General features: G+C 40.8%; 12 protein-coding genes and 2 pseudogenes. 5 read left to right on the top strand and 9 right to left on the bottom strand.

What is annotated here, in order from left to right:
* Positions 1–324 (bottom strand): annotated as a pseudogene (locus tag LC586_RS04240) (hypothetical protein); the annotation flags it as partial.
* Between the two features lie 73 nt (positions 325–397).
* Here LC586_RS04240 and tnpA point away from each other — a divergent pair.
* Together tnpA and LC586_RS04230 are read left to right on the top strand one after the other, a co-directional pair.
* A pseudogene (gene tnpA, locus LC586_RS04235) lies at positions 398–797 on the top strand (IS200/IS605 family transposase).
* 49 nt (positions 798–846) lie between these two features.
* Positions 847–1,263 carry a hypothetical protein gene (locus LC586_RS04230; protein WP_229483223.1) on the top strand — a complete coding sequence of 139 codons (417 nt, stop codon included), beginning with the start codon at positions 847–849 and terminating at the stop codon, positions 1,261–1,263.
* Between the two features lie 409 nt (positions 1,264–1,672).
* On the opposite strand, the gene LC586_RS04225 is transcribed toward LC586_RS04230, so the two are convergent.
* From LC586_RS04225 to LC586_RS04210, 4 genes are all read right to left on the bottom strand, one after another.
* On the bottom strand, positions 1,673–2,875 hold the full coding sequence (locus LC586_RS04225) for an acyltransferase family protein (RefSeq protein ID WP_229483221.1): 1,203 nt from the start codon (positions 2,873–2,875) through the stop codon (positions 1,673–1,675).
* 898 nt (positions 2,876–3,773) lie between these two features.
* A complete protein-coding gene (gene glgA, locus LC586_RS04220; protein ID WP_229483219.1) occupies positions 3,774–5,213 on the bottom strand; it encodes a glycogen synthase GlgA in 1,440 nt (479 codons plus the stop codon).
* Positions 5,214–5,352: 139 nt separating this feature from the next.
* Positions 5,353–6,324: a hydroxymethylbilane synthase gene (gene hemC, locus LC586_RS04215; RefSeq protein WP_229483217.1), complete on the bottom strand. Its 972-nt coding sequence runs from the start codon at positions 6,322–6,324 to the stop codon at positions 5,353–5,355.
* Between the two features lie 249 nt (positions 6,325–6,573).
* Entirely contained in the window at positions 6,574–6,996 is a 423-nt protein-coding gene (locus tag LC586_RS04210) for a lysozyme inhibitor LprI family protein (protein ID WP_229483216.1), read from the bottom strand.
* Between the two features lie 190 nt (positions 6,997–7,186).
* On the opposite strand from LC586_RS04210, the gene LC586_RS04205 reads away from it, so the two are divergent.
* Together LC586_RS04205 and LC586_RS04200 are read left to right on the top strand one after the other, a co-directional pair.
* Positions 7,187–8,158, top strand: coding sequence for a YegS/Rv2252/BmrU family lipid kinase (locus LC586_RS04205; protein ID WP_229483214.1), 972 nt, complete (start codon positions 7,187–7,189; stop codon positions 8,156–8,158).
* Between the two features lie 118 nt (positions 8,159–8,276).
* The gene (locus LC586_RS04200) at positions 8,277–9,866 is read left to right on the top strand and encodes a metallophosphoesterase family protein (protein WP_229483213.1); all 1,590 of its coding nucleotides are present in this window, start codon (positions 8,277–8,279) and stop codon (positions 9,864–9,866) included.
* Positions 9,867–10,080: 214 nt separating this feature from the next.
* Here the strand turns inward: LC586_RS04200 and LC586_RS04195 are convergent, their stop codons facing one another.
* The 4 genes from LC586_RS04195 to LC586_RS04180 form a co-directional block, all read right to left on the bottom strand.
* A complete protein-coding gene (locus LC586_RS04195; protein WP_229483211.1) occupies positions 10,081–10,488 on the bottom strand; it encodes a hypothetical protein in 408 nt (135 codons plus the stop codon).
* Positions 10,489–11,236: 748 nt separating this feature from the next.
* Positions 11,237–11,671: a CAAD domain-containing protein gene (locus LC586_RS04190; RefSeq protein ID WP_229483210.1), complete on the bottom strand. Its 435-nt coding sequence runs from the start codon at positions 11,669–11,671 to the stop codon at positions 11,237–11,239.
* 184 nt (positions 11,672–11,855) lie between these two features.
* The gene (locus LC586_RS04185; protein WP_229483208.1) at positions 11,856–12,314 is read right to left on the bottom strand and encodes a BON domain-containing protein; all 459 of its coding nucleotides are present in this window, start codon (positions 12,312–12,314) and stop codon (positions 11,856–11,858) included.
* A 155-nt stretch (positions 12,315–12,469) separates the two neighbouring features.
* Complete coding sequence (locus LC586_RS04180) at positions 12,470–13,750, bottom strand: histidine kinase (RefSeq protein ID WP_229483206.1); 1,281 nt, start codon at positions 13,748–13,750, stop codon at positions 12,470–12,472.
* Positions 13,751–14,322: 572 nt separating this feature from the next.
* Here LC586_RS04180 and LC586_RS04175 point away from each other — a divergent pair.
* Entirely contained in the window at positions 14,323–17,157 is a 2,835-nt protein-coding gene (locus LC586_RS04175) for a coiled-coil domain-containing protein (protein WP_229483205.1), read from the top strand.
* Positions 17,158–17,604 lie beyond the last annotated feature (447 nt).

The following is a 17,604-nucleotide window of genomic DNA, read 5'->3' as shown; positions in this document are numbered from 1 at the left end:
CTCAACTGAACGGCTATGCTTTTTAAACTTGGGATAACCTTTCAATCCCTGTTTATTTTTTTTGCAGTTATCAAAAAACCTGTTAATAGCACGTTCTACGTTTTCTACTGATGCTTGGCAAGCGTGGCTATTTAAATCACTGACAAATTTAAATTCTGAACGTAACTGAGTGTTGTACTGGTACAGTTCTTTTTTGCCAACGCCACGATTATCTATCCAATATCTAAGCACTTTGTTTCGCACAAACTGACTTGTACGAATAGCTTCATCTATTGCGGTTGACTGAGTTTTCTTGATGACAGCTTTGTACTCCAGTACCAACACTCTTGAATCACCCCCTGATTAGTTTGATTTATCCTATCATATAGATGTGGAGTAGTAAACTATTGTTACCAGAATGACTGAAAAATTTCAATCAAACAACAATATTGTCTATTCTTGCAAGTATCATATTATTTTTTGCCCCAAATACAGACGAAAAGTACTGGTTAGTGCTATTGCATCCAGACTCAAAGAATTGCTTGCGACTATCGCTATTGAAATTAAAGTTGAAATCCTAGAAATGGAGATAATGCCTGACCATGTACATCTGTTGATAGATGTTGATCCTCAGTTTGGAGTACACCGAGCGGTGAAAAGATTTAAAGGTGCAACATCTAGATATTTGCGGTTAGAATTTCCTGAAGCTTTAAAGTCGGTTGCCTTCGTTATGGACTAATTCTTACTTTGTGTCCACTGTTGGCGGTGCGACTTTAGACACTATTAAAATGTACATTCAAAATCAGAACGAAACATGACGGCGAATAAATTCGCCTGCGGCTTACCCCCATAAATAAATTTAGGGGCTTGCACGCCGCGACTTATCCGGTCAACATTTTTGGAGTTGCCATTGATAAAACAGCAAGTGGGTTATTTTCACGTACCTATCAAGGAGGGCAGGGAGGAAACATTATTATTAATACCAATGCTTTTCGGGTAGCAGACAATGGGGTTGTAGATGCCCGCACTTTTGGTGAGGGAAATGCTGGCAATATCACAGTGAATGCGAATACTTTGGAAGCGGTTAATGGTGGACAAATCCTTGCCAATGCTTTGAAAGACAGCAGTGGGTTTGCAGGTGATATTACAGTTAATGCTACTGATAGGGTGAGTATATCTGGTAGTGCTCCCTTCAAACGGCGTGTCCGAAAAATTGATGGGAGTTTGGTTGAGGATGAGTCTGTTAACATTCCTATCCGTCGAACTCACGTTAACAGAGGGTAGGATAGCTCTTAGCGAATTGGGCAATTCCCGATCAATTACTGAACTCAAAATTTTCCTAAATACGCCGATTTTGGACTTGAAATATGCTTGTTTATTAGCGCTAGACCGTTTAGAAAACTTGTCATACCCTTTCTTGTCATACTATTTCTTTGTGAGGGTGCGCCAAACCCTTTTAACTTCTTTCTTTCTTTCTTTCTTTCTTTCTTTCTTTCTTCGTGTCCTTTGCGTCCTTTGCGGTTCGTTTTTCTTTCTTCTTTCTTGCACTTAAATATGATTTAGCGCATCTTCATACAGAATTGGTATCAGGTAGGGAAATTGTGACTGCTTAATTAAGGCGAAAGCAACGAGTAATCAATAGGGAGTAGAGACGCGATTCATCGCATCTCTACAGGGATTGGGATTAATACAGTTAAGCCTGATTTAAACGTCTATTTTTTATCCAAGACATGATTAGTTTTCTAAACTTGTCTGTTTTTGCTTCAGTAAAATGTGCGATTACAACCGCATATAAAAATACAAATGCAACTATAATGAGTGCCAATAATAAGTGCAAAATATCTGGCTCCCAAGGGCGATCGCCAATTACACATGCTCTGATAAAGCACAGTATCGGCATGTGGACAAGATAAAGAGTGTATGAACATCCTGCTAAACCTTTAGAAAATTTTTCGTATGCTCCCTCTCGTGTTATCTGACTACGACTATTAACTAAAAGATATATCATACCAGCAGTATAAATTCCTATTAAAAAATCTGCTATCTTTGGGTTAGATATAAAACGTTCACTTATTAAGGCAATGCACAGGATTAGTATAGACAAAATAATGAGTGAATTTAGGATATTCTTGTTCTTCAGATATTTAGAAGGATGACATATACTAACCAACGCTCCCATCAGCCAAACCAGAAAATAAATTCTAATTTCCGAACCAACCATTAATAATATGCCTGAAGCCAAAAAAGCGTAGAAAACACGCGCTTTTAAGGATTTAACACAAAAGAATAGGATGATTGAAGGAAAAAGTATATAGTACCAAAATTCATAGGCTAAACTCCAAACTGCCTTATTTGAACCGAATAAATCTACAAAAATTGTTTGCACAAAAGCTATAGTTCCCAAAGCATTTTGAAATGTGAAATTTTCCAAAATTTTATAAGTGGCTAAATGACCGTTGTGAAACTTTTCTCCGTAAAAGCTGTCTTGTCCAGTACCAAATATTTTTATACCCAGAGAATCCCAAAAAGAAGACAGCAATAAAGCAGGAATTAATACTATATATAAGCGTGTTAAACGATCTACTAAATAATTAACCCAAGACCATTGCTTTTGCTGAATTCTCCTTATTACACTAGATGAAATAAAAAATCCACTTAGGACAAAAAAAATCATTACAGATTGATGACCCAAGACTGTTAATGAATTTAACCTTTTTATCAAAAAACTAGGATTACTAATTTCTAAATATTCTATAAATAATAAAAGTCTCATGTGACCAAGAAAAACTAATAAAGAAGCTAGTCCTCTTAATAAATCAAGATGAATTGACCATCGAAAATCCCTGATTGAAGAAATATTATAAATAGGCTGCGTCTGAGTTTTTTCTACTTGCATTTTGGTTATATAACAAAGACTAAATTGTTATAAAAGAGAATCACTAATCAAAATTATGCAACGTCTTATGTCTCACTTATAATCGTGAGTTGTGCCACTTGAAAAGTATATATAGAGACGTGCCAATACATCAAAAAAAGCCAAAACTAATTCATCTTCTAGAGTTATTAACTGAGCTATATAGAAAAATATTTCCCTAGTTAAAGTTTTAAAACAAGGGAGAATATAAAAAGGACAATTGTTAGCTCAATACAACAAATAATATACAATTATCTATATATGAATACTTACAAGTTTACAAAAAGTTTTTTTAAAAGTTCATAGCATCTTCATCAAACTCAAATAAGAAAGATGAAATACCTTAAGCAAAGCTCAGGAATCTCACGGGCTACCCAATACGGTTCAGTTAGCGCCAAAAATCTTAAACTGTGTAGGTTGGGTCGAGGAACGTAGACTCAAAGGGGCTTTCCGCAGGGTAACCCAACATTTCCGTGGCTTTGTTGGGTTGCGCTTTGCTGAAGTCAAGCTACCCCTACCCTACATGTATAAAAACTAATCACAACAAAGGTTTCTGATTTTTATCTGGTGATACCAATTCTGTATGAAGATGCGCTAAACCATATTTAAGTACAAGAAAGAAGAAAGAGAAACGAACCGCAAAGGACGCAAAGGACACAAAGAAAGAAAGAAAGAAAGAAAGAAGTTAAAAGGGTTTGGCGCAGCCTCACAAAGAAATGGTATGACAGTAATAAAGCAGTTTTAGATACTTACAAAGAAAAAATTTTTTCAAAAACAAAAAAAACTCATGATTAGCATCTTCAGATATCAGGTTAATCTGAACAATGCTATCATGAGTTCCAAAAATTAGGTTCATATATCTGTACACCCGTACAGATGTTTATGACTTGCTATTAGCCATCGCTTCGTTTAAGACTAACTCTGGTTGTGGTGTCTCCTCTTCTTCTGGCAGACCGTAAATTGACCTGTATAACTTCACGTACTCTTTGGCAGATTGATACCAACTAAAGTCTTCACTCATGCCCCGCTTTTGTAGTTCTTGCCATTGTGGTTTGAAACGGAAGCCTTCCCAAGCCCGGATCATACAGGTGAAAAGGTCTAGCGGTTCATAGCGGTCAAAGCAATAACCGGTGCCTGCTGCATTTTCGGGGTCGTGATGGCTTACGGTGTCAACTAATCCACCTGTGCGGCGGACAATGGGCACAGAACCATAGCGTAAAGACATCATTTGGCTGATACCGCATGGTTCAAAACGACTAGGCATCAAGAAAGCATCAGTACCAGCGTAGATGCGGCGAGACAGGGCATCGTTATACAGTAGGTAAGTTGCCATGCGTCCGGGAAAGCGGGATGCTAATTGCCACATCTGAGTTTCATAGTAGCGATCGCCTGTCCCTAACAGCACAAACTGTGCATCTGTATAAGAAAGGAAGCGATCAAGGATTTGCAATATCAAGTCAATGCCTTTTTGTTCCACTAATCGGGTCACAATTCCAATGAAAAAGGCTTTGGAGTTGACTTCTAACCCTAGTTCTTCTTGCAAAGCAATTTTGTTGGCCTTGCGTTTATCTAAAGTATCAGTAGTGAAGGTTTGAGTAATGTATTTGTCATTTTCTGGGTTATAAACTTCGGTATCAATACCGTTGATAATCCCAGATAATTTCCCGCTAATAAAGGACAGCAAACCTTCTAATGTTTCACCGTAAGTCGGTGTTTTGATTTGCTCGGCATAAGTGGGCGAAACTGTATTTACCTTATTGGCAAATTGCACCGCCGCTGCCATTGTGTTGTGTCCTTGCATATACCAGGGACACCAAGTAATTTTTTCTAAATACCAACGCCACGGCCCTTGATAAGCCAGATTATGAATGGTAAACACTGTGCTGATATCAGGATCTTGGTGCATCCACACAGGAATCATCCCCGTATGCCAATCGTGGCAATGGATAATTTCTGGCTTCCAGTAATTCCAGGCAAACTCGGCTGCACCATTAGCAAACAAAGTGAACCGCCAATCTTCATCTTCTCCAGAATAAATGCGGCGGGGCATGAAGGCGGGATGTCCGAATAAGTACAAGGGAACATCAGTACCAGGCAGAACACTTTCGTATACTGCAAAGTGCTGGAACATCGCATCTCCCCACCAGATGGGTTCATAGGGAATTTCCATTTTGTCTGGCAGGAAGCCGTAGTAAGGCAAGAATATCCGCACATCATGCCCCATTTCTCTCAGAAATTTGGGTAATGCCCCAACAACATCACCCATTCCTCCTACTTTGGCAATGGGTGCTGCCTCTGCTGCAACAAATAGAATCCGCATGGTAATTTTTGCTTCCCCGGTTCTGTCTATATTGTCAAATTAACTCTATGATGCCGACAAACGCGATTTGTCGCGTCTGGCACATCTTTGGTGCAAAGGCGATCAATTCTTATCTAATCACATCTGCTTGCCCAATTGCTTAAGAACCGCGCCCAATCACCGCAAAAATTTCTGCTAAAATTTCTTGCGCTCCTTGTTGCCGCAACACTTGTGCTAGTTCTATGCCTAGCGCTTCAGCATTATTGGCAATCCCTGTGACGGTATCTTTTACGAACTTTTGACCATCTACACTAGCGACTATCCCTGTTAAGGTCAAATTATCACCAGATATTTCTGTATTTACACCAATAGGGACTTGACACCCGCCCTCTAAAGAGCGTAGAAAAGATCGTTCGGCGAGACAGCGATCGCGTGTTTCGGAGTGTTCGATCGCTTTGAGTAAAGATAGCACTTCACTATCATCAGCACGGCATTCTATACCCAAAGCTCCTTGTCCAACAGCGTGAAGGGAGATTTCTTTGGGGAGAATTTGATGAACGCGATCGCCCATTCCCAATCTCTCTAACCCTGCTGCTGCTAAAATTAGGGCATCGTATTCGCCTGCATCCAGTTTTGCCAATCGTGTAATCAAGTTTCCCCGCACATCTTTAAAGGTAAAGTGGGGGAAGTGATGGCGTAACTGTGCTAACCGCCGCAGCGAAGATGTACCAATTACTGCACCTTCTGGCAGTGTATCAATTTGTTTATCTTTGTGCTTTTCATGTACAACTAATGCATCTGCTGGATTTTCCCGTTCAGTAATTGTTGCTAGTGTTAACCCTTCTGGTAAGTGAGTGGGCAGATCCTTGAGGGAATGAACGGCAAAGTCAATCTCTTGATTGAGCATTCCGAGTTCAAGTTCTTTAGTAAAAAGTCCTTTATCGCCAATCTTAGCTAATGCTACATCCAAGATTTTGTCGCCTTGGGTAGACATGGTGTGGACTTCAAAAGTGAGATCGGGAAAGGCTTTCTGGAGTTGCTCTTGTACCCAGTAGGTCTGAACCAGAGCAAGTTGGCTTTTGCGTGAACCAATCCGAATAGTGCGTGGAGGGCTAGAAACAACTGAAGTCATAAAACAATATATCAAACTAGGCGAGAAATTCACTCTCATCTAGACTACCGTAGTCAGGGACTCATACCAATTTTGGGGTTTCGATTTTGGATTGGGGATTACAATTCTTTACCTAACGCTGGTTTCAGGAATCTCAAACAGTACTACTTAATTCAGCACTATTACGGTACAAGCCGCTTTATTTATCACTCGAAAACAATAAAAATGTCCAGTACATCGATTGAAAACTGCTATAATTTATTCGACTATTTAAGGGTCAGATTTGAGAAATTCTTGTAATTCTTGGGTACGTAATTTTGTGGTATTTTCTAGACAACCAGAATAAATGCTAGGGGCAATACTTCCTCCCTCATATTTGCTTCTCTCAAACTCACAATTGGTATCTCGGAACTTAATCCATGCTAGTTGTGCAGCAATCAATTTCTGTTTCCTAGACCTTTCTAAGGTAGGTAGCAATTGTTGATAAAATCGATTCAGTTTTTTGTCTGCATTCTGATAAGATAACTTCGCGCATTCATTAATTGCTGTTTGAGTTTGAGGATTATTGCAGTTGACCCTTTGAACTAAGCGGATCTCGCGTAAATCAGGCGTTGTGCCTGCTATTGTCATGGTGGGAGTATCTAAACTGCTGAGAGTTAGCATACCTGCTAAAACTAGTAATAATTGACGCATAGCAAAATTTTTATTGTTTAATTAGAGACAAAATATACCAAAATACGCATCAGTATTGGCATGTTCTGACGCAGAAAACTTCTAAACTTCTTATAAAAGACAAACCAGCCGCCAGAAGGAAGCCGAAATTTCACAAGAATGCTAAAAAGAATTTAGTATTTTAATGATCTAAGTTTAGCGTTTATATTTTATGAATCGTTCCGCCTGCCTCATTTTCAATCCAGTTGCGGGTCAGGGTGACCCAAATATAGAACTGGCAGAAATTCGGGCAATATTAGAGACAGAAATTGACCTAGATATTTATCTCACAACTGAAGAAATCGACGCTGATGAACTGGCTAATGCAGCAGTAGCGAGGGGAGTAGACGCAATCATTGCTTCGGGGGGAGATGGCACTCTCTCGGCGGCGGCAACGGCTTTAGTGGGTACTGATATTCCATTTGGAATTATTTCTAGAGGAACAGCAAACGCTTTTGCCACAGCTTTAGGAATTCCTGACACGATCGCAGATGCCTGTCAGACAATTTTGCAGGGAGGAACCCGCCATGTAGATGTAGCCTATTGCAATGATAAGCCAATGGTACTCTTGGCAGGTATTGGCTTTGAAGCTGAAACTGTACAATTGGCAGACCGAGACGCCAAGAATCGCTTTGGGATGATGGCCTACGTTTTGGCAGGAATTCAGCAACTGAGAAACTTAAAAAACTTTGATGTTGAAATTGAAACAGAAGACCGGATAATTAAAACTAGTGCCTGTGCAGTTACAGTAGCAAATGCCGCGCCTCCCACTTCAGTCTTAGCCCAAGGCCCAGCAGGTTTGATTTATGATGATGGGTTACTAGATTTAACGATTGTAGCTCCAGCTAACAAAGCAGGAGCGATCGCAGCTACATTTCATCTATTCCAAACGGCTTCTACAGGTAACGCCGTAGAACGGAATGATATTGGCTTCCTGCGAGCCAAACAATTTAAAATTACAACTAACCCACCGCAAAAGGTCGTTCTAGATGGTGAAATAATGGGCACAACACCAGTAGAAATTAAGTGTGTACCAGCAGGTTTGAACATTTTTGTGCCATTAGTAGAAGAAGTTGAGCCTACCGAAAAACTAGAGGGACTCCCTAATCTGACTATTGAGATGAAAGACACAGTGGAGGAGTGAGGGCAAAGGAGGTAGGAGAGGCAGGGGTGGCAGGGGAGGCAGGGGAGGCAGGGGGAGAATAACAAGTTAGAAATGACTCTTGCCCGATTCCTAATTGAAAATTCAGGAGTAGGTTGCATTGAAACTTGTATCTGATCCAGCGATCGCTAACAAAATTCGTAAAATGAATCAACGGGTACGGTGGCAAGATCCGTTAATTGTGGAACGGAACATCGACCAAACTCGGCTGGTGTTGGAGGATGGTCAAACAGACAATTCTGAGTTCTCATTTTTAGTTGTAGGTGATAGTGGTTCCGGCAAGCACCGGGGACATAACCCCCAGCGAAAGGTGGCAGAACTCATGTTGCCCCATCACAGCGAATCCCGTTTTATGCTGCATACCGGGGATGTGATCTATTTAGTGGGGTCGAGTGAATACTATCAGCAAAACTTCATCCAGCCTTACCGAGAGTTTATTTTGGGGGGAGAGCATCCCCAACGGATTGCTTATGACCAGATGATTTTTAAGCTGCCCATTTTACCTGTACTGGGAAATCACGATTACTATAACTTGCCGATTCTATTGAGCTTGGCCTCTCTGACAACATTACCCATTCGCCACCTGTTGCGATCGCGGTTAGACCTAGATGTAGGCTTGCATGGTTCAGGAACGGGTGAAGCCTACGCACGGGCATTTATGGACTATCTTCAGGCGTTTCAGCTTCCAGGAGAGTTAAATAATCATTTAAATCAGTATTACACAGCCAAGACAGATACAGGTTATTGTCTCAGCTATGAACCTGGGCACTTTACTCGCCTTCCCAATCGCTACTACACTTTTCGCTATGGCGGGATTGATTTCTTTGCCTTGGATTCAAATACATTTAACGATCCACCGCCCCTGCCTAAAACAAAACAAGGCGATGCCGATCGCAGAATTTTAGAAAAACGGCGTGAAAATTTAGAGCAAGAAAAGCAGCAAATCATTGAAACCTCAGCCAAGCTTCGTCCAGAAAACCCCAGCGAAGCCGACCAATTAGACGACTACCACGCCAAGCTGTCACAAATTGAAGAAATTATTGTTGATATCGACAAGCAATTAGCTGCTGATAAAACAACGCTGACTGACACTGAACAACTAAACTGGCTTAAGCAAAAATTAATTGAATCTTGGAATAACTCTGAAGTTCGGGGAAGGGTGATTTATTTCCACCATCCACCTTATGTAACTGAAGCAACAAAGTGGCAGCAAGCACAAACTCTGATAATTCGCGATCGCCTCCGTGGTGTGCTGGATGCGGTAGCTAAAGAAATAGGTTCCCTAACTCAGGGGCGTCCTTTGGTTGACTTGGTATTAAACGGTCACGCTCACTGCTTGGAACACCTGGAGACAATGGATACAGGACACGCTGATTCTCATATCCACTGGATTGTTTGTGGCGGTAGCGGGTTTAGTTTGCGACGCCAACGGATTGAGGGAGCAGATTTGATGGAGACTTTTGGAAATGAAAATAGATTAGTGGCGCGATCGCATCTCTTCATTGGTCGCAACGGTGAAGGTTCTCGGAAGCGACGACCTTACTCAGGTTTACGCATTGACGTTAAAGGCGATGGCTTTGCCAACGCCAAGGGCGAACGCCATCCCAAGTTCATTGTCCGTCCCTTGGTTGCCGAATGGCATCAGCGGCAATGGCATAATCGTAAGCTTGAGCCGCTGATTATCTATTGACATACTTCTCGAAACTATTAGCCCATACATACAACAGATTGCAACAGGCGTGAGGTACAGATAATCGTAGGGGCACAACATGTTGTGCCCCTACCCGTGTACTTCATTTACCTGAAATACGCTGTATAAGTAGAGACGCAATGATTGGGTCTCTACAAAGTGCTTATTTAACCTTCTTACGTGTAATTGCACCCAGCAAAAAGGATGGTTGTAATTAAACTATTCCTGGGCCTCTACCGCGTGCATCACCCTTTTCGGTCAACTTGCCTTCCTCGTCCTGATTAACTTCTGCGAGTTCTTCAATACGTTGAGCTGTATCTTCTGCTGCTGCTTTGCGTGCATCACCCGGTTCTTCGTAGTACATTTCCGGTTCAACTGCATAGTTGTTTAACAAACCTTCTTTGTCCACGGTGTATCCATCAGTGGTGCGTATACTTTCCGGATCGGTTTGGTCATCGGTAGGTGCATCCGCCTCCCTTTCTTCTGTGGGGAGTGTTTTGTACAGAGTTCCCTCTCTTTCCATACGAGCAGCTGTTTCAGCTGGGATAATCCCGCGATCGTATGTATCTACTTCGGCTCGATCAGATGAATCTATACCTTTATTAACTGCTTCATTAGCCATAAATTATGTCCTCGTTAAAGAATCTATTAAATAACCTCAAAGCCTAGATTAGGTTGTTTTTCATCTTCGATCTACTATCTTTAGAAGTGATTTAAAATTAAATATAATGTTATGCTCTCTATCTTTTGATGTATCGAAAAGACTAATATGAAGTCCGGCTAAATCCATCTAATTTACGTTCATGTTGTAAAACAAGCGTTTTAGCTGAAGTTGACACTGACAGCAATGAACATTATTGTGTCCCTACTGCCTTTTGTATCCGAAATAGGATAATTACAAAATTCCCGACTTGTCTAAAAAGTCGGGAATGTGAACATTTAGATTGTATATATTTAATTAGCAAACCATACAAACTAGTACGATGGCCGCGTAAATAAACATACTATTTCTAATGGCGCAAGAGCTTGGAATACAATACTTTTGACTTTTACCTTGCGGTACTAGTCTGCTAAGGCTAGTAAAGAGACCTCTTACAAAAGTCCCTAACACCCCACCCCCAACCCCTCCCCAAAGCATCGGGGAGGGGAGCGTTTGCTTTACTCAAATGCGGGGTGGGGTTCTTTATTTTTGATTTATGCAAGAGGTCTAATACCAATTCTGTATGAAGATGCGCCAAACTATATGAGGAACGAACCGCAAAGGGCGCAAAGGACACAAAGAAGAAAGAAAATTTGGCGCAGCCTCACAAAGAAATGGTATAAGGTTGGCAAACTTACGCCACAGTGTACTAGTTTAATGGTTGATAAATTTATTCGCCTACAAATTGGTTTTTCAGTGATTGAATTTCATCGGCTAATTCTTGCCGGGTTGAAGCCTTCAGTAGATAACGGGAAGTAAACCAAGTGGCATAACCAATTCCAATTAACTCAAAAGTCGGTGATAGTAATGGAATATCATTGATTGCAGCCAGTGCTGCTAGTACTACCTTGGCTGTAACAATCGCCGCCAAAATCAAACCAACTGTTGTTAAAGGCTGCTTGTAGTTGTTAAAAAAGCTACCTAAATATTCGGGCAATTGCTCCAAAAATTGAGAAACTTGTCTACTAATTTGCTGCCATTGAGATTCCGGTTCAGGTGCTGGTGGTAACTTTGGCAAGTTTGCAGTATCTGTACCTTCAAGCGCTAGCGTGCCTTGTGATAAGGAGGCATTGATGGATTCACGTTGCTGTTGTTCAGTTTCCATAGTTTTTATTTTCGGCAAGTACAAGAGTTTCTATAACTGACATAACGTCAATAAATATAATTATTAAGACCGTCAGTTGTCAATTATTAATGGTCAGTAATAAATATAACTGACCCCTAAGACTGAGCAGGGGCATCTAAATTTATTTATGCCTACCTACTCACTTGGATTGATGTTAGCTATCTTACCTGGTTGGTGGGGCAACTGTTGCTGTAACAACTACAGCTTTGACACCTTTAATTTCCTTAGCTAAACGTTCAATCTTAGCCAATTCCTGCTGATTGTTCACAGTTCCTGCAACAGTGACAGTTCCATCTTCTGCTGCTTTAACTGTTAGTTGACCCTTGGGTATGTTTGCCTCCAGCTTGGAGCGAACTTCACTTGCTAGATCACCTGTAGCTCTGTCTGTATCGCCACCAGTTGTATTATTGCGCTGTTCGCGGGCACGGATATCAGAATTAAGTTGTCTTCTGCGAACTTCACTTTGAGCGTCTTGTTGAGCAGCTTGTGTTGTTTCTACGCTTGGCGCGGTTGGTGCTTCATTAGGATCGGGTGCAGACACAGTTGTTTTAGAAGCGTTATCACAAGCAGCTACACCAAAAATTAAAAGTGAACTAATTAAGAAGGGAGTTAGCTTTTGCATAGGTTTAATTCTGAATCGGAAAGTGAAACTTGTCGAGTTTGTGGATATTCACGGCAGAAGTGAGGAGCAAGTTTCTTAAGTGAGGAGCAAAGTTTTTATCTTCTTGCTCCTGCAATTTTTTTTGGATAATTAGTGTGAGTGACAACTACTTTGGGTTAAAGTGTTTCATCACGACGGTCAACAATGATTACAGCAGGATCGTCTCCATGAAGGCCGGTTGAATAATTGGTGCGATCGCTATTCACAACTGCTGTATCGTGATGCGTTCCTCGGTCTAAACCTGGGCGATGTTCGCCTAAATCAGTGCCATCATAAATAGCAAATTCTTCAATACCTCTACGTCTGAGAATCGCTTCAGCTTGGCGGATTTCAGCTTCCGTACCATCGATAATTACCAAGTAGTCGCCTTTTTGGAAGCGATCGCTATAAACTCGCGCCTTGTCTTCAGGAATTCCCAAGCCAACGAGTCCGCCAACAATACCGCCAGCTGCTGCACCGATCGCACCGCCAGCTACTGTTGATGCTAAAGCCGTCGCTGCTGCACCACCTGCAATTACAGGCCCGATTCCAGGAATTGCTAAAGTTCCAAGACCAACTAATAAGCCAGTCAAGCCGCCTACAACTCCGCCTGTAGCTGCTCCAGCTTTTACACCTTCGTCCGCTTTATTACCTGTGCCGACATTTTTATCTACATCTACACCAGCGATCCCATGACCGTTTGTATCCTTGGCTATGATGGAAACTCTACTTAAGGGAAAACCTGCATCTCGTAATTCTGTAATTGCTGACTCTGCATCTCGGCGATGAGAAAAGACTCCAATCGCGCGTTTGGCAACACTACTATCAGCAACATTAGATGTTGGAGCGACATAATCCGCAGTTGCATTTCTAGCATCTGGATTTTCATAAATGCCAAACTCTTCCACACCACCCTGATGTAGAATTGCTTCTGCTGTGGCAATTTCTGTATCTGTGCCATCTATGATGACTAAATAGTGTCCCCGTCTCACGCGTTCGTCGTAAACTCTGGCTCGTTCTTCGGGAATTCCTAAACCAACTAATGCACCAAGCAAACTACCAGCTACTGCACCAATACCAGCCCCAGCGAGAGTGGTAGCTAAGGTTGTTGCTGCGGCTCCAGCCAGCATAATTGGCCCGATTCCAGGAATTGCCAAAGTACCAAGACCGACTAATAAACCAGTCAATCCGCCCAAAGCACCGCCTGTAGCTGCTCCGACTTTAGCACCTTCGTCAGATTTATCACCAACGCGATCGCGTACTTCAGCCCCAGAAATATCATCTCTGTCTCCATCCTGGGTGATGACAGAGACTCTGTTCATGTCAAAACCAACTTTTTTTAATTCATGTAGGGCATGTTCAACATCTCGACGATGAGAAAATACACCTACACCACGTTTATGTACACCTACAACCATTATTCTTTCTCCTCAGCAAAAATAAATTATTCACTAAATTTATAGCTCCTAATTCCCTTATTAATACATGTTTCTATTTACATTTCATCAATCTGTTGGAAGAAATTTTATCTCTATCATTAGACATACGTGGTTTTATCTAAAGATAGCAACAAATTTTAATAATCAAATAAATTATGCCTGATGAAAATTAGATGCTGATTATTTGATTTATCAAAACAATCTCTAAAATATTAGTTTTAAAATCAGCTAAATTTTTGTTACAAACCTATCTATTAAATGTAAATTATAATAATAAAGATATAACTATGTATCAGTTTAAAGTTTTGGAGGAAAATTTTACTAATACCAAGCAGATTGAATTTTATCAAATAAATTAATCTAAAATTACCAAACTTCACATTATTTTCTTTAGGTAAAAATTAATAAAAACATTTGTTTTTTGTAAGATACGACTTTTGGCAACCAAGCTTCTTACCTAAGAAAGTGTCAATTTATATAACTGGCAAGTACATTGATGAGTAAGCCATTTTATCAATGGTTATTTAATTGACTACAAGTGGGAAAATACTATGTTTCAAGGTGTTTTAACTATTTGGGCATGGAACTGGCTATCTGTTGGATTAGCGCCAATAATAGCTCAGGAAGCACTAACTCCAGAAGAAGCATCAGTTCTTTTTTCTGGGCCTAAATTCTTGGTAGCATTGCTGGCTGGAGTCTTAATGGCATTTGCCTTTCAATTATTATTGACTAATTTTTCAGTCGCTGTCGGAATTTCATCTTGGGAAATTGACTCAGATTCTGATGATGATTCAGAAAGTTTGGGTAGTAAAATTCGTTCAGTTCAGACTAAAATTGGTGCTTGGGCGTTACTAACCGTTAGTATTGCATTATTTATTGCTTGTTTTCTAGCGGTAAAACTTAGCTTAATCGAAAGTGAATCTCTAGGTGCAATTATCGGTGTAGTCATCTGGGCTACCTATTTCTCACTGGTGATTTGGTTCGGTTCATCAGCAGTAGGTTCTTTTATTGGTTCTATCGCTAGTACTGTCACTTCTGGTTTTCAAACTCTGATGGGTACAGCAACTGCTGGCATCAGTGCTAATACTGCGAAAAAACAGTTAGTTTCTACTGCTGAAGATATTACAGCCGCAGTCCGGCGAGAATTAACTTCAGGCTTTAATCCTGAAGATATTAGAACTACACTCCAAAGTTCTTTAGGTTCTCTGCAATTACCAAAGCTTGATATCACAGAAATTCGTAACCAATTTGACCAGCTTCTTAAAGATACAGATTTGCAATCTGTAGCTAATAACGACCTATTGCGAAATATCAATCGTCAAACATTTGTTGATTTAATTAGCAGTCGCACAGATTTATCTCAAGAAGATATCAATCGTATTGCCGACCAATTTCAAGGTGCTTGGGAACAAGCTTTGAATCGCAGCAATCCCACAGAACAAGTAATTAATTTGCTTAAGTCTGCTACTCCCGAAGAATTGAATTCAGAGCAATTAGGTGAACGCCTTCAAGAACTGGTTACAGTCGGAGGTGGGAATGGCAAGCAAACCAATGGTATAATCAAGCAAGCTATTCGCTATGGCTTGAGCGCGGCTGTACCAGCAGTGCTGGATCAGACCAACTTTTCCAATATCGATGTCAACAAAATTACTAATCAGTTGCAAAAACTGAAAGAAAAAGTTCAAGATGTCGATGTCAATCAAATCACAGAACAACTTCAAAAGTTCAGAGATCAAGCAACTGAACAAGTATCTGCAAGGTTGCCGATATCACCCGAAAACACAATTAAGGCGGATGTAGAAGACTACATATTGAATTCGTTCCCTTGGCATTTTAACCGCATTACCCTAAGAGATGAATTTAAAGAACTCATCTATGACGTTAATGCAGATCCGACAACTGTGAGACGGGAGTTGGAAGAACTCAATCTTGAATATTTCGCCAACTTGCTGAAGCAGCGAGGTGATATCAGTGAAGCTAGGGTGAAAGAAATTTCCGAACAAATGGAAAGCGATCGCTCGGAAGTTTTAGAAACTGTAAAACAGGCCCAAGCGCGAGAAAAAGGGCAAGATTTCCGCACCCGCATTGAAGATTATCTGCGTTCGACGGGGAAAGAAGAACTCAACCCTGAAGGTATTGAACGTGACTTTGCCAAATTGGTGGAAGATCCAGAAGCTGGGTTTGAAGATTTAAGCGATCGCTTCGGGCAATTTGACCGCGATACATTAGTACAATTGCTCAGTCAGCGTCAGGATTTGAGCGAAGAACAGATAAATCAAACTCTCGATCAGCTTGAAGCAGTCCGAGATAATATTTTGCAAGTACCGCAGCAGGCGAAAGAACAGTACGAAAAAACTACAAAAGCGATCGCCGAATATCTCCGCAATACCAACTTAGAAGAACTTGATCCCGAAGGTATCAGGAGGGATTTAGAAAAATTACTCGATGATCCAAAAGCTGGAGCTTTAGCACTGCGCGATCGCTTGTCTCATGTGGATCGAGAAACCTTGGTTAAACTCGTAAGTCAACGGGGAGACTTGAGCCAAGAGCAAGTTAATCAGATCATTGATCAGGCACAAGATGCGATCGCTAGTATTGTGAGAGCGCCACGACGTTTAGCCAAGCGTACTGCTCAACAAGCTTTAGATTTTGAAGCCAATCTCGAAGATTACCTACGTAACACTAACAAAGAAGAACTCAACCCAGAAGCAATTAAACGCGATTTGCAATTGCTGTTGTCTTCTCCCCGCGCTGGAATTGGGAGTTTAAGCGATCGCGCCTCCAAATTTGATCGTTCGACAATTGTGGCGCTGTTATCCCAACGGGAAGATATCTCAGAAGAGGAAGCGAACCGGATTGTGGATCAAATTGAGTCTGTTCGCACCTCCATTGTCGAACAATTCCAGCAGATCCAGCAAAAAGTGCAATCAGTGCTTGATGGAGTTTTTGCTAGAGTTCGCAACTATCTCAACTCGCTTGATCGTTCCGAACTCAACTATGAAGGAATTAAGCAAGACTTTGCGAAAGTGTTCGACGATCCGCAAGCTGGATTTGAAGCATTGCGCGATCGGCTCAGTCAATTTGATCGTGATACTTTAATTGCTGTATTAAGTTCTCGTGAAGATATTTCTCAACAGGATGCTAATAGAATCATCGACCAAATAGAAGCGGCGCGGGATGGCGTACTACAACGAGCTGAACGCATTCAACAAGAAACAAAAAAACGCTTAAAAGCGATCCAAGAGCAAACTAAAAAGCAAGCCCAAGAAACCAAAAAAACCGTTGCAAACGCTGCGTGGTGGTTATTTGGGACAGCATTAACTTCCCTTGCAGCCAGTGCGATCGCTGGAGCAGTGGCCGTTACAGGGTTACCTTTACCTCGTTAAAATTCATCAGAAATTTATAAAAAAAAGTGGTAATTAATGCCACTTTTTTTATAAATAAAACAAACTACCCTCAGGGCACTATCATGGCCTTATTATTCAGATATAAATTACAAAACCCCGTCTGAGCAAAGGTTTCAGATTTTTTTATGGCGAAACAAATAAAAGAGGATTAATTATTATTTCTTATAGATAGAAAAAAGTACCCTTCAGGGTAATATTATAATCTTGTGATTGTGAATACAGTAAAAACATCGTAAAAGCTATGCGATTCTGTACTAGAAAATCTGCTTGTTCCCTAGCAGCCTAGTACTGTAACCAATGAATACATAAAGCATAAGGATATAGAAATGATTCTTGGCACGATTTTGATGCCAAAATCATCAATATATGCAGTGCTTTTCAAATCTTTGGACTTAACAGTAAAGACCTGTTCCAATCAGGTGTAGT

It is taken from the genome of Nostoc favosum CHAB5714 (assembly GCF_020829495.1).
GTDB lineage: Bacteria > Cyanobacteriota > Cyanobacteriia > Cyanobacteriales > Nostocaceae > Nostoc > Nostoc favosum.
Note: the sequence above shows the minus strand (reverse complement) of the source record. Positions and strands in the feature narration are given on the sequence as shown.

Coding starts and splice junctions, on each gene's coding strand:
- LC586_RS04205 (WP_229483214.1), top strand. CDS start 7,187: ATGAATCGTTCCGCCTGCCTCATTTTCAATCCAGTTGCGGGTCAGGGT.
- LC586_RS04175 (WP_229483205.1), top strand. CDS start 14,323: ATGTTTCAAGGTGTTTTAACTATTTGGGCATGGAACTGGCTATCTGTT.
- LC586_RS04180 (WP_229483206.1), bottom strand. CDS start 13,750: ATGGTTGTAGGTGTACATAAACGTGGTGTAGGTGTATTTTCTCATCGT.
- LC586_RS04210 (WP_229483216.1), bottom strand. CDS start 6,996: ATGCGTCAATTATTACTAGTTTTAGCAGGTATGCTAACTCTCAGCAGT.
- LC586_RS04225 (WP_229483221.1), bottom strand. CDS start 2,875: ATGCAAGTAGAAAAAACTCAGACGCAGCCTATTTATAATATTTCTTCA.
- LC586_RS04195 (WP_229483211.1), bottom strand. CDS start 10,488: ATGGCTAATGAAGCAGTTAATAAAGGTATAGATTCATCTGATCGAGCC.
- LC586_RS04185 (WP_229483208.1), bottom strand. CDS start 12,314: ATGCAAAAGCTAACTCCCTTCTTAATTAGTTCACTTTTAATTTTTGGT.
- LC586_RS04190 (WP_229483210.1), bottom strand. CDS start 11,671: ATGGAAACTGAACAACAGCAACGTGAATCCATCAATGCCTCCTTATCA.
- glgA (WP_229483219.1), bottom strand. CDS start 5,213: ATGCGGATTCTATTTGTTGCAGCAGAGGCAGCACCCATTGCCAAAGTA.
- hemC (WP_229483217.1), bottom strand. CDS start 6,324: ATGACTTCAGTTGTTTCTAGCCCTCCACGCACTATTCGGATTGGTTCA.